Source organism: uncultured Devosia sp., from assembly GCF_964244875.1.
In the GTDB taxonomy this organism is placed as follows: domain Bacteria; phylum Pseudomonadota; class Alphaproteobacteria; order Rhizobiales; family Devosiaceae; genus Devosia.
Window position 1 is genome coordinate 339,864 of sequence record NZ_CAXTKA010000002.1, and the last position, 12,714, is coordinate 352,577.

Sequence of the window (12,714 nt, forward strand, 5' to 3'; positions counted from 1 at the left end):
ATGAAGCCAGCCAGCGTCGATATCTGCATCTGCACCTTTCGCCGGCCCTACCTGGCCGAAACGCTGCGCTCGGTCGCGCAACTGGACATCGAGGCCATCGCGGTTCGGGTAATCGTTTCGGACAATGACGCCACGCCCTCGGCGCAGAGCCTCGTCGAACAGATCGCGCAGGATTTTCCGTTCCCCATCAGCTATCTGCACAGTCCGGCTGCCAATATCTCGATCGCGCGCAATGCGTGCCTGGATGCCGTGCACGCCGAATACCTGGCCTTCATCGACGACGACGAGGTGGTGTCGCCAGTCTGGCTGCGCCAATTGCTCCAGACGGCGCAGGACAGCGGGGCCGATGCGGTGCTGGGGCCGGTCAAGGCAATCTATGCGCCAAGTTCGCCCGATTGGCTGGTGGCAGGCGATTTTCATTCCACCGCGCCGGTGATCGTCGGGGGCGCCATCCGCACCGGCTATACCTGCAACGTGCTGGTGCGTTGGGCGGCGCCGCTGAACGCCTTGCGGTTCGGTCTGGCGCTGGGCAAATCGGGCGGGGAAGATACCGATTTCTTTTACCGCCTGGGCGATCTGGGCGGGGTGATCGTGCAATCGCCCGATGCCCTGGTTTATGAGCCGGTGCCCGAAAGCCGCGCGGCCATGCGCTGGCTGGTCAATCGCCGCCTGCGCGCCGGCCAGACCCATGGCATGCGCCTCAAGCGCGCCGGCTCGTCCGCCATTGCGGCGGGGGGCATCGCTGCGGCAAAGGCGAGCTATTGCATCGCCATGACCGCGGCGACCGCATTTTCGCCGGTTGCGTGGCGCAGGAACCTCCTGCGCGCGGTGCTGCATATGGGCGTCGTGGCCGGCATTCTCGGCGCGCGGCAGGCCGTGCATTATGGCGAGGGCAAGCCTTCGTGACACCGATGACCGACACTATTTTGCAAACAGGGAAACAGACCCATGCTTGAAAGAGGGACGTTCCCGGACGGGCCGGGGCCACAGGCCTCAGACCTCAAATTCATCGACCTGGACCGGGTCTGGGGCATCTTGCGGCGGCAGTCGCGGGTGCTGATCCTGTGCGTCGCCATCGGGCTGTGCCTGGGCGTTCTGTATATTTCGATCGCGCCGCGTACCTATGTGTCGGCCAGCCAGATCCTGATCGACAAGAACCTCAAGGAAGTGGTCAGCGACGTGGCCCTGCCCACCAGCGCCATGGATCTGGAGGCAGAGATCCTCAACCAGATCGAGGTTCTCAAGTCCAGCCGCATCGCCCAGGTGGTCGCCCAGAGCGAAAACCTGATGACCGATCGGGAATTCCTCAATCCGCCCCGTTCGGCGAGTGCACGCGTCAAGGCCATGTTCATGGGGCTGCTGGCGCCATTTCGCGGCCCCGTCGCGCCGGATGCCGCGGCGCCGGAAGCCAGCCTGGACCAGGCGGCGGGCGCGCTGCGCGCCGATATCCAGGTCGACCGGGTCGGTCGCAGTTCGGTCATACGGCTGGGTTTTGAATCGTTTTCGCCCGAACTGGCCAACCGGATTGCCAAGGCCTATTCGGTCGCCTTCGTGCAGGACCAGCTCAATGCCGACCTGGAAGCCACCCGCCAGGCGACCGACTGGCTGCAGCAGCGGCTGGCCGAATTGGGCGAAAGCCAGCGCCAGGCGACGCTGGCCGTCGAGCAGTTCCGCCGTGAAAGCGGGCTGTCGGTGGGCCAGGACGAAGTGTTGTCCACCCAGCGGCTGCAGGCGCTGACCGACCAATTGGTGCTGGCGCAGGCCGAGACCGCGCGCGTCAGGGCGCTGTCGGCGCAATTGACCAATGTCATCGCGGCCGGTCCCGAAAGCGCCGCCAACAGCGTGGCCTTGCTGTCAGGCCCTGGGATCGATGCGACCGAAGTGGCCACCATCCGCACCCAATATGCCTCGATCGTGCGCCGCATCAGCGAAATTACCGCCTCGTTCGGCACCGATCATCCCCAGATCGCCGTACTCAACGCGCAGAAACAGGCCCTGACCGGGCAGATTTTTACCCAGTTGCAGGGGCTGGACGAGCAGTACCGCAACCAGCTCACCATTGCGCAGCGCCAGGAGGACGGGCTGCGCGGCGATATCGAGAAGGAAGGCGTGACGGCCGCCGAATCCAATCAGGCGCAAGTGCGCTTGAGCGAATTGCAGCAGCGCTCGGCCGCGCTCAAGCTGCTCTACAACTCGTTCCTGTCGCGCTACGAGGAATCGATCCAGCGGCAATCCTTCCCCATCCCCTCGGTGCGCGTCATCAGCGAGGCGGCGCTGCCGCACGAGCCTTCGGGTCCGCGCGTCATGCTGGTCATGGCAGGGGCGCTGATCATGGGCCTGTTCCTGGGCCTGATTGTGGGCGCCATCAACGAATTGCGCGAGCGCTCCTTCCGCATCGGCAGCCAGATCAGCAATGAATTGGGCCTGCGGTTCCTGGGCTACTTGCCCAAGCTGCGCACGGGCGGCGGCGCGCGCAGCCCGGCACAGGCGGCGCGAACGCATCGCTTCATCAAGGATCAGGTGGTCGAGCGCAGCTCGAGTTCGCCCACCACGGCGTTCCTCGAAACGCTCAAGAGCGGCAGGATCATGTTGCGCAACCGGCGTCATGCCGGACGCGGGGTGACGGTGGGCGTGGTTTCGGTGCTGCCGGGGGAAGGCAAGACCACCTATGCAGTGGCGTTTGCCGAAATGCTGGCCGCCAGCGGCAGCAAGGTACTGCTGATCGACGCCGATCTGCGCCAGCCTGCCGCCAGCCGGCTGGTGACGCCCGATGCCACATTGGGGCTGCGCGACATGTCGCTGGGCACGCCCTGGCGCGATATCACCCGAACCGATGCGGAAACGGGACTGGTGATCATCCCCGCGCTGTCATCGCCCAATGCCTCGACCTCCAATGATTTCCTGGCCTCCGCGATCATGCAGAAGTTGCTGGAAGAGGCGCGGCGGGAATTCGACTACGTGGTCATCGACCTGCCACCGATCGGCCCGGTGGTCGATGCGATGTCGATCCAGCCCTGGACGGATGGGTTCATCCTGGTCACCGAATGGGGCCGGACGCCGCGGCGGCTGGTGCGCGGGCTGATCGAGAGCGAACCGCAATTGTCCCAGGACATCATCGGCGTGGTGCTCAACAAGGTCGATTTCGACAAGCTGGGCCGCTACAGCGATCCGGGCGGGGTCGAGCGCTTCGTAGGCACGTATGACCAATATTATCAGGTGGCAAAAACCAGCGACGCCTGAGCCATCCACCGGACACTGAAAAAAGCGCCACCCGACGGTGGCGCTTTTTTCGTTGCGGCAGCGGTTTATTCGGCGGCGGTGCGCAACGTGCCGGGCAGTCCCAGATCGAGCTTGTTCATCGCGGCCAGGAACCCTTCGCGGATATCGTCGCGATCCAGGGCATAGGCGACGTTGGCGGTGAGAAAGCCGATCTTGGAGCCGCAATCGAACGAGGTGCCCTGGTATTTGACCCCGCTGAAGGGCTGCGAGCGCATCAGGGTCTGCATGGCGTCGGTGATCTGGATTTCCCCGCCGGCGCCCTTGGGCTGGTCGGCCAGCAGGGCAAAGATTTCCGGCTGCAGGATGTAGCGCCCCGAAATCATCAGGTTGGAGGGCGCATCCTCGCGCCTGGGCTTTTCCACCATGTCGGTAATGGCAAAGCCGGTATCGGGGCCCTCGCCGCGGGCGATAATGCCATAGGAGGAGACTTCGGAGGGCGGCACTTCCTCGACGGCGATGACATTGCCGCCGGTTTCCTCATAGGCTTCCATCATCTGCTTGAGCACGCCGGGCACGCCCTTGAACAGCATGTCGGGCAGCAGCAGCGCAAAGGGCTGGTCGCCCACGATGTCGCGGGCGCACCAGACCGCATGGCCCAGGCCCAGCGGTTCCTGCTGGCGGGTGAACGACGTACGACCCGCCGAGGGCAGGTCATGGCGCAAGGCATCGAGCGCCTGGGTCTTGCCGCGCATCTCGAGGGTGGTTTCCAGCTCGAACTGGCGATCGAAATGATCCTCGATGACGCCCTTGTTGCGGCCGGTGACGAACACGAAGTGCTCGATGCCGGCCTCGCGCGCCTCATCGACGGCATACTGGATCAATGGCCGATCGACCACCGTCAACATCTCCTTGGGCAAAGCCTTGGTCGCCGGCAAAAATCGCGTGCCCAAGCCCGCTACTGGAAATACCGCGGTTCTGACGCGTTTGACCATGATCGACTCCTTGGCTAATAATAATGTGCCCGGAAAAGGCACCATGGCAGCCGGTGGAAGTCCATCGCAAAGGCCAAAATCACACGCATAGCTATAATGCGGCGAGCGGGTAGATGTATCGGCCTGGCGTCGTCAAGAAATTGACACAAATCGGACCGGATCATCTACCAGTAACGCAAACGTATTTTTGGCCTCAGACGTACTATAAACAATACAGCTCAGGCACTTTCTATATCGGCCATTGCTCGCCCCCTAGATATTGGCTGTTATCAAAGCGGTCATTTCGCGCCTTTTGCAGCAGCCGGCGACAATAAGAGTTGAAGCCACGCCCGTTGAAGTTTTGCTCGTCAGGCGATATCACTGCCTGCAGACCGCAGGTGTCGATGCCAAAGGCGGTGCTCGTCCAACCTGAGCAGAGTCAAGACGATCGAAAGATCGCATCAACTGGTGCTGGACGGCATTAACTGTGCGATATGAAGTTTCGGCTTTTACAGAGCCGTTTGCTCTGGCCTTAAGACCGGATAAGGAAGCTTGCAGTAATTCCTCGATCGCGACGGTGACGAGAATTGGGGCGGAGGATCGAATGCAGCAGGACGGGCGTGACGACGAGACGATCGCCAACGATGCCGGTCTGCACGCTGCCGCCCCCGAAACCCGCAAGGATATCTGGTCGCGCTGGCCGCAAGGCCTTGTGGCGCTGACCGTGATTGCCTTGGGTTGGGTGGGTATTTACCTGCTGTGGAATGGAATCGTCTTGCTGTTTTCCGTTTGAGCCGCAAATTGCTGGCGAACTTGCTGTCGATGTACAGTTCTTGCCGCCTGATGACCTGACCAACATAGTAATGATGGACCGGGCAGTCCCGCCGCAGCACAGGCTTTTCGACTCTGTGCCCTTTTTGAGGCACAGGGGTCGCATGACTGCCATGCGCTCAAAGTGTTGCCACTAAATCCCATTCATGTTCCCCTGCGTTTGAGTGATTTAGGTTAATTTGTTTGCTGGGACTCTAAAACCGGCCAATAAATTCCAGATATCGGCGCCATGTAACTGGCGTCATCCGGCATATCCTGCTGATGGGTTTGCCCCGCTCGTGACTGTAGAAAACGGTTGTATTACTTTTGAGCCAAGAAATACAAACAAGAGTTCGAGAATTCAAGGCCGAATACTCGATCACTGCTACACAGCCAATATCGTCTCTTCAATGCGGGTGAAGAAAATGTCGGTCATCAATGCTGATCTGGATGTATCAGGGTCCTCCTCGGAGATTCGTGTTCCCAAAGGCGGCAGGTCAAAGCGAGTATTCGACGTGGTTCTGGCCTCGACGATGCTGTTTTTCGCCTTGCCGGCCATGTTTTTCATCGTCGTGATCATGTTTTCGACTGATAAGGGGCCGATCTTTTTTGGCCATGAGCGCATCGGGCATCGTGGCAAGCGCTTCCACTGCCTCAAATTCCGCTCGATGGTCGTCAATTCCCGGGAAGCGTTGGAGCGGCACCTGGACATGTTTCCGCTGGCCAAGCTCGAATGGGAAGCCAGCCAGAAACTGCGTTGCGATCCGCGCATCACCCGGCTCGGCCGCTTCCTGCGCGCCACGAGCCTGGACGAGCTACCGCAGCTGATCAACGTCATTCGCGGCGATATGAGCCTGGTCGGTCCCCGCCCGATCGTGCAGGACGAGGTGGTGCGCTACGACAGCGAGATCGCCGCCTATGCCAGCACGCGGCCGGGCATAACCGGCCTGTGGCAGGTGAGCGGGCGCAGCGATGTCGGCTACGAACAGCGCGTCCAGCTGGATGCGCAGTACGTTAGGGAATGGACATTTTTCGGCGATATGATGATCCTGGTCAGGACGGTCAAAGTCGTTTTGTGGCGCACGGGCAGCCGCTGATCGCGGCGACGCGGCGCCAGGAGATTGAAACATGGCCTCCATCCTATCGCTCGGCACGAAGATGTTTCGCACCCGCAATTCGGCGCGCGACAGCGGCACCGACATGGACCGCTTCATGACGGTGCGCCGCTCGGTGGAAGCGGCGATCGAGAGTGCCACGCGCGAGCGCCGGGGGTTGCAGCAGCGCGTGGACGTCTATTACGCCCAGGCCACCAGCCTTTTGGACAATTCAGCCGAGTTCGGCCAGCGATCGGACCAGGACGAGGATGCTATCGGGGATGCCGAGAAAAATGCGGCAACCGCCAGGGCGCGCATCAGGCAGATTTCGGCCCATATCGACCAATTGAACGCCATGCTGTCGGGTGTGGATGCGGCGCTGAACAGCGAGCCGGCTTGAGCTCTGGCCGGCTCGCACCGATCATCGAATTGCCCCTGCGGGCGATAGCCGCGGGACGGCAATCCTTCAGCCAAACCAATGGGTAGCCAAGCCATGCTTGCGACACGACCCACGCGCGATCCATCCAGCCCGCTGATTTCGGTGGTGATGGCCAGTTACCGAGCCGGGCCCAGGCTCGTGCGCGCGCTGGACTCCGTGCAAGGCCAGAGCGTGGACGATCTGGAAATCATCGTGTCGGACGACGCGTCGGGCGATGACAGCGCGGCGCTGGTGCGACGAGCCATGGCCAGCGACACCCGTATCCGGCTGATCGAGGCCGAGTGCAATGGCGGGCCCGCGCGAGCCCGCAATCGCGCGCTGGACATGGCGCGCGGCCAGTGGATCGCGATTGTCGATGCCGACGACATCATCCATCCCGAACGCTTCGAGCGTCTGCTGGCGGCGGCGGCGCACTTTGACGCCGATGCCGTGGCCGACGATCTGCTGCATTTTCACGAGGATGGCGCGCCGGTCGGGTTCTTGCTGGGCGAGCGCCAGCGGCAGCCGTTTGGCGTGGCGCCGTCCGATTGGGTCCTGGCCGGCATCAGCCCCGATACGGCGCCGCTGGGCTATCTCAAGCCCATGATCAAGGCAGCCTCGCTCGGCGCCTTGCGCTATGACGAAAGCCTGCGCATCGCGGAGGACTACGACCTGGTGCTGCGCCTGTTGCTGGCCGGCGCCAGACTGCAGGTCATCCCCCAGCCCTGGTATTTGTATCGCCGCCACGGCGCCTCGATTTCCCATCGCCTGTCGGGGCGCGACCTTGGATCGATGATCGACAATCAGCAGCGCCTGATGGCGCGGGAAGGCCCCTTTCCGGCCCCGCTGCAGGCGGCGCTCGAGCTGCGCCTGGCCAGGCTGCGGCGCAGCCGGGACTATGAGGGGCTGGTCGAGGCCATCAAGCGGCGCCGGATCGGGCCGGTTCTCAAGCTCCTTGCCGGCCGGCCGTGGTTCGCTGCGCGGCTGTGGGCCTCGCTGCGGGATCGGCAGCGCAATCGCTCGGCAGTTTCCCACGCCGACCAAGGCGACGTGCCGGCGGTTTTACGGCTCGGCGAGGGCCTCGATCCGGCCCACCATGTACCCCCTTATATCGACCCCCAGGCAACGGACTGGGCCGATTTGCCCCCGCGCGCGATCTGGGCGGCCCTGGCCAATCTGGGTGGTGGCGCCATGGTGAGCGTGCAATGCGATGACGCGGCCGGGCGCTATGCGGCCGGTTTCATGCCGATGGCACAGGCGACGCGCAGCCCTGCCGGTGCTGCGCTCCACCCTGAGGGGGCCACACCATGAGCGCCCTTCGCCGCACGGCCGGCGTGCCGCGCCTGCATATCGACATCGGCGCCATCCTGACGGTCCTGGCGCTGTCGGCGCTGGTGCTCAACAGCATGTTTGGTTCGCTCTCGGCCTTGCTGTTCCTGGTCTTCGGAGCGGCGCTGCTCGTCAGCAATATCGAGCACACCGCCTTCATGCTGACGCGGTGGTGGTTCGTGCTGCTGCTGCCGGGCTATTGCATGCTGTCCACCCTGTGGTCGCAATATCCGGACAATACGCTGCGCTACTCGGCCCAGTTGATGCTGACCATGGCGATCAGCGTGGTCATCGCCGGGCGGGTGGCGCCGCCGACCCTGCTGCGCGCGCTGTTCGTAGTCTATGGCATTGGCGTAGCGGCAAGCCTGCTGTTCGGCTATTTGCCCTCAGGAGCGGCATGGCTGGGCATTTTCGGCAGCAAGAATGCTTTTGGCGCCCATCTGGCGGTGTTTGCGCTGGCCAGCGTCGCGGTGCTGGTGGACCGGCGCTCCCCGCTGCTGCTGCGACTTGGGGCCCTGGGCGGTGCGGTGATCGTCTGGCCATTGCTGGTTCTGGCGCAATCGGCGGGGGCCATCATGATGGTGGTGCCCTGCGTCATCATCATCGGGCTGGTCATGCTGACCAACCGGCTGACCCCTTTGCAAAAGGTGTTCCTCGCCGTCTGCGTCGTGATGGTGCTGGCCGTGCTGGCGCTGTTCATCGCTGCCGACGGGCAGGTGCTCCTGGCCGATATCCTGGAGGGTTCGGGCAAGGACCCGACGCTGACCGGGCGCACCGATCTGTGGGCCACGGGCTTTTCCTTCATCGCCGAGCGGCCGTTGCAGGGGGTGGGTTATCGCGCTTTCTGGGTGCCGGGCTTTGCGCCGGCCGAACAGCTCTGGGCCATGTTCGGTGTGCCCTCGGGCGCCGGGTTCAATTTTCACAACACCTATATTTCCAATGCCGTGGAAATCGGGCTGGTGGGGCTGGTGCTTCAGCTTGCCATCATTTATGGCGGCGCCGTGCTGATGGCTATCTACGCGCTGGCGCGACCCAATGCCCACAACGCGTTCCTGTTGGCGATGCAGGTGCTGGTGATCCTGCGCAGCTTCATCGAGGTGGAGGTGTTCTTCGAGTTCAGCGTGCGCTCGATCCTGACGATCTGCACCTTCATCTATGCCGCCCAGGGCCTGCGCGCCCTGCGCCGCGGCAAGGCCGCCGTCCCGCGCGGGGCACCGGTGCGGCCGGCCACACACGCAATGGGAGCTTGAGATGAGCGAACGCAATGGCGGCCTGGTGCATGTGCGCACCCCCACCTACAAGCGCCCGGACGCGCTCAAGCGGGCGCTGGGCACGATGATCGCGCAGGATTGGCAACACTGGGTCTGCGACGTGTTCGACGACGATCCGAACCGCTCGGGCGAGGCGGCGGTGCTGGCGCTGGGCGATCCGCGCATCCGCTACAACCACAATGTGCCCCAGCGTTTCGCGTCCAGGAATATCGACCAGTGCTTTTCGGCCGGCAATGAGCACGGAGCGGACTATTTCTGCGTCGTGGAAGACGACAATTTTCTGCTGCCGGGATTTTTCGCCGATAATATCGCGCTCTGCCGCGAGCAGGATGTCGCCGTGGTGCTGCGCAACCAATTGATCGAACATGCCAGCGGCACCGATCATGCCAGGCTCAGCACCGGCGGCGTGCTGGATCAGCTGTTTGTGGATGGGCGCTACCTTCCCGAAGATTTCCGGCTGTCGTTGCTGATCGGCATCGGGGTGTCCAATGGCGGCCTGTTCTGGTCGCGCGACACCACCTGCCAGCTCGAGATCGGCTATCCCTGCACCGCCACGCTACAGGAATACATGCGCACGTTTTCCATCTGCGAGCCGGTCTATGTGGCCATGACGCCCCGAGCCGTCTGGGCGGAAAACGCCGAACAGACCACGCGCAATGCCGAACTCAAGGTGTCCTATACCCGGCGCGAACTGGATTTGAAGCGCGCGGTGCAGGCGCTGCAGCGCATGGCCTGGAAGAGCACGCCCAAGGAGCGACGCGACCACTTCCTGACCAGTCCGCTGTTTGCCGCCGATGCGGCCAGCCGCTCCAAGGGGCTGGCCAAGGCGCTGATCGTGCATGGCGCCTCAGGCGACTTGCCGGCCGGAGAAGCGCTGCGCCTGCGGGCGCGCGGCCTGATGATCCGCATGCTGGGGCAGCTGACGCCCGATTTTGCGCCTTTCGTGCGCTCGCGCCAGCAGACCGCAGCGGCGCAGCGTTGAGCGGACGCCGCCACAAGCATAAGCTCGACGCGGGCGGAGTGCGCCGGCGACGGCCCGGAATGGTTCGAGTATGAGTGCAATCAACGCGGCGAACTCACAAGCTTCGCTCGACCATATCAGCAGCGGGCGCAGCAGCGCGGCGGTGCGCGGCGCCGCGTGGTCGGTGGTCAGCAGTTTTGCGCCGGCCGCTTTCGGTATTCTCGTGTTCATGGCCACGTCGCGCATGCTGGTGCCCGCCGAGTTCGGCCTGGTCGCCTATGCCGCCAGCATCGCCACGCTGGGCACGGCGATTGCGCCGGCCGGGTTCGGCGAAGCCTTGGTGCAGCGCCGGGGTATCGAACAGCGGCATCTGGATGCGGTGTTCTGGCTCTGCATCATCTCCGGCATCGTCATCTTTGCCGGGCTGGCGCTGGCTGCGGGGCCCATTGCGGTCCGGCTGGGCGAACCTCAACTGGCCGCGCTAATCCCCTTTATCGGCGCCCGGGTGATTTTCGACATGGGCGCGACGGTGCCCAATGCGCTGCTGGTACGTGCCATGGCGTTCAAGCAGGTGGCGATGCGCACCGCCCTGGCGTCGCTGGTCGCGGCAGGGTTGTGCCTTGCGCTGCTATGGCTCGGGTTCGGGCTGTGGGCGCTGGCGTTTTCCCAGCTCGCCACCTCGGTGGTGGCCTGCGCCGGCGCCATGTTTTCAGCGCGCTGGTGGCCGCGCTGGCGGCTGAATTTTGGTCCTCTGAAGGACTTGGGCGCGTTTGGGCTGTTTGCCTCAGGCAATCGGCTGATCACCATGCTCAGCGTCGACCAGATCCTGATCGGCACGCTGCTCGGCCCTGCGGGACTTGGCATCTACGGCTTTGCCCGGCGCATTTTCCAGATCCTGAGCGATCTCATTACCGGGGCGCTGAGCTCGGTCTCCTATGCGCTCCTGTCCTCCATGCAGGGTGAACACGGCAAGCTGCGCGAGGCCTATCTGTTTGCCACCTTCGCCTCTTCGGTCGCCTCGTTTCCGGTGTTCGTGGGGCTGGCGCTGATCGCCGACGATTTCGTGCCCTTGGCATTCGGGCAGAACTGGGTCGAGGCCGTGCCCGCGGTGCAGGCGTTCTGCGCGCTGGGGCTGTTGACCAGCATCGGCGTGCTGCAGGCCTCGCTGGTCAAAAGCCAGGGCCAGGCCGATCTGTGGTTCTACTACCTGGTCGCCAAGCAGGTGGGCACCCTGCTTTATGTGGGCCTGTTTTATTCCTGGGGCGTCAATGCGCTGACGCTGGCCATCGTGATCCAGAACTACGTGATGTGGCTGCCGGCGGTGCATATGGTGGTGCGCATCCTGCGCATCTCGCCCTGGGCCTATCTGGGCTCGCTGGGCATGCCGGCCCTGGCCACGCTGTTGATGGCGGGCGCGGGCATGGCGGTCAAGCTGGAGCTGGCGCAGGCCCAGCCGCTTTTGCGCCTGGGCGTCACCATCGGCGTGTGCGCGGTGGTCTATGCAATCCTGCTGCTGCTGTTCGCCCGCCGGCGCCTGCTGCAGGTGAAAAGCGCGGTGTTGAGCCGCGCCAAACGCTAGCTGGCGCTAGTGGATGAGCGAGGCGTAGAACCCCAGATAGTCCTCTGCGGCGCGGCGCATCGACAGCCGGTCGGCCACGTATTCGCGCGGCGTGAAGCTGTCAAGCCGCTCGACAAACTGCGGCAGGACGTCGGCGAAGTTCGCCATGGTAAAGCGCAAGCCGCACCGATCGTCGAAATACGGCACGCTGGTGACCTGCAGGTCGGGCGCATAATGGATGAGCGCCGGATCGATCAGCCGCCCCTCGTCCCAGGCCAGCACGGGCAGCCCGGCGGCCATGGCCTCCTGGTAGGCGATGCCCTGGGTTTCGTGCTCGCATAAAAACAGCAGGGCGCGCGATTGCGCCATGGCCTGCCGGTATTCCTGCCGGATATGGCCGCCGTAGCGCAGCACCTTATAGCTGTGGCCATCGGCTTGCAGCTTTTGGATCACACGATCGAGCACTGCGGGAACCTGGGTGTCCCGATGCCAGCGAATCTTGTCGTAGATCAGGAAGTCGTGGAGCTTGGGCTGGTCCGGCAATGTCCAGCTGGTATGATCCACTCCTACCGGCCAGGCCCGCAGCTTGTCGCCGCAATAGGGCACGTTGAACGCGCAGGCCCAATCGCAGGGCTGGATGAGTATCTTCATATTGTCGCGCGCCGCGATCTTGGAGGCTTGCTCGGGAAAGCCGATATCACCATGTCCGAAAATCACGGGATTATCGAGGTTCACCACTTCCAGGGCGGTCGGGTAGCCGGCCATGCCGATGGGATAATGCGGGCGTTTGCGCGCCGCGGCGAAATCATTGACCCGCACGTCGCAGCCCAGGCTCCTGAGACTGCGCTGGAGCGACAGAAAAGCGGTATAAAAACCGGTATGGACCTGCTTGCGCCGCGCCGTGCGATAGAGATAGCGCGCCAGGCGGCGGCTTTGCGAATAGACCATGCCCCCCGGGCCCGGCCGCGCACTGAGGTCATAACCGTCGAAAAACAACAGGACGAGCGGACCACGGGACGTCATTTCGAGCTTTGCCGATAGTGGTGCGGCCATATCCATCCGTATCTCCCAAGGCGCCTGGTT

Annotated in this window: 11 protein-coding genes; 9 read left to right on the forward strand and 2 right to left on the reverse strand. The window is 63.6% G+C overall.

Features of this window, described 5'->3' with window-relative positions; genetic code table 11:
• Both ACFE8X_RS04105 and ACFE8X_RS04110 read left to right on the forward strand, forming a co-directional pair.
• Entirely contained in the window at positions 1 to 906 is a 906-nt protein-coding gene (locus ACFE8X_RS04105; RefSeq protein WP_375450180.1) for a glycosyltransferase, read from the forward strand.
• Between the two features lie 42 nt (positions 907 to 948).
• Complete coding sequence (locus tag ACFE8X_RS04110; protein ID WP_375450181.1) at positions 949 to 3,240, forward strand: AAA family ATPase; 2,292 nt, start codon at positions 949 to 951, stop codon at positions 3,238 to 3,240.
• Between the two features lie 65 nt (positions 3,241 to 3,305).
• Here ACFE8X_RS04110 and galU read toward each other — a convergent pair whose 3' ends face one another.
• The gene (gene galU, locus ACFE8X_RS04115; protein ID WP_375450182.1) at positions 3,306 to 4,211 is read right to left on the reverse strand and encodes a UTP--glucose-1-phosphate uridylyltransferase GalU; all 906 of its coding nucleotides are present in this window, start codon (positions 4,209 to 4,211) and stop codon (positions 3,306 to 3,308) included.
• 583 nt (positions 4,212 to 4,794) lie between these two features.
• Between galU and ACFE8X_RS04120 the strand changes: the two genes are divergently transcribed.
• The 7 genes from ACFE8X_RS04120 to ACFE8X_RS04150 all read left to right on the forward strand — a co-directional run bounded on the left by ACFE8X_RS04120 (position 4,795) and on the right by ACFE8X_RS04150 (position 11,652).
• Positions 4,795 to 4,983, forward strand: a complete 189-nt coding sequence (locus ACFE8X_RS04120) for a hypothetical protein (protein WP_375450183.1) — start codon at positions 4,795 to 4,797, stop codon at positions 4,981 to 4,983.
• A 316-nt stretch (positions 4,984 to 5,299) separates the two neighbouring features.
• Positions 5,300 to 6,097, forward strand: a complete 798-nt coding sequence (locus ACFE8X_RS04125; protein WP_375450184.1) for a sugar transferase — start codon at positions 5,300 to 5,302, stop codon at positions 6,095 to 6,097.
• Positions 6,098 to 6,128: 31 nt separating this feature from the next.
• Positions 6,129 to 6,494, forward strand: a complete 366-nt coding sequence (locus ACFE8X_RS04130) for a hypothetical protein (protein ID WP_375450185.1) — start codon at positions 6,129 to 6,131, stop codon at positions 6,492 to 6,494.
• A gap of 93 nt (positions 6,495 to 6,587) precedes the next feature.
• On the forward strand, positions 6,588 to 7,823 hold the full coding sequence (locus tag ACFE8X_RS04135; RefSeq protein ID WP_375450186.1) for a glycosyltransferase family 2 protein: 1,236 nt from the start codon (positions 6,588 to 6,590) through the stop codon (positions 7,821 to 7,823).
• On the forward strand, positions 7,820 to 9,091 hold the full coding sequence (locus ACFE8X_RS04140; protein WP_375450187.1) for an O-antigen ligase family protein: 1,272 nt from the start codon (positions 7,820 to 7,822) through the stop codon (positions 9,089 to 9,091). Before ACFE8X_RS04135 ends, ACFE8X_RS04140 begins: the two co-directional genes overlap by 4 nt.
• A gap of 1 nt (position 9,092) precedes the next feature.
• On the forward strand, positions 9,093 to 10,094 hold the full coding sequence (locus ACFE8X_RS04145; RefSeq protein WP_375450188.1) for a glycosyltransferase family 2 protein: 1,002 nt from the start codon (positions 9,093 to 9,095) through the stop codon (positions 10,092 to 10,094).
• A gap of 70 nt (positions 10,095 to 10,164) precedes the next feature.
• Positions 10,165 to 11,652 (forward strand): lipopolysaccharide biosynthesis protein, encoded by a 1,488-nt coding sequence (locus ACFE8X_RS04150; RefSeq protein ID WP_375450189.1) that lies wholly within the window; start codon positions 10,165 to 10,167, stop codon positions 11,650 to 11,652.
• A gap of 6 nt (positions 11,653 to 11,658) precedes the next feature.
• Here ACFE8X_RS04150 and ACFE8X_RS04155 read toward each other — a convergent pair whose 3' ends face one another.
• A complete protein-coding gene (locus ACFE8X_RS04155) occupies positions 11,659 to 12,690 on the reverse strand; it encodes a glycosyltransferase (RefSeq protein ID WP_375450190.1) in 1,032 nt (343 codons plus the stop codon).
• Positions 12,691 to 12,714: the final 24 nt, after the last annotated feature.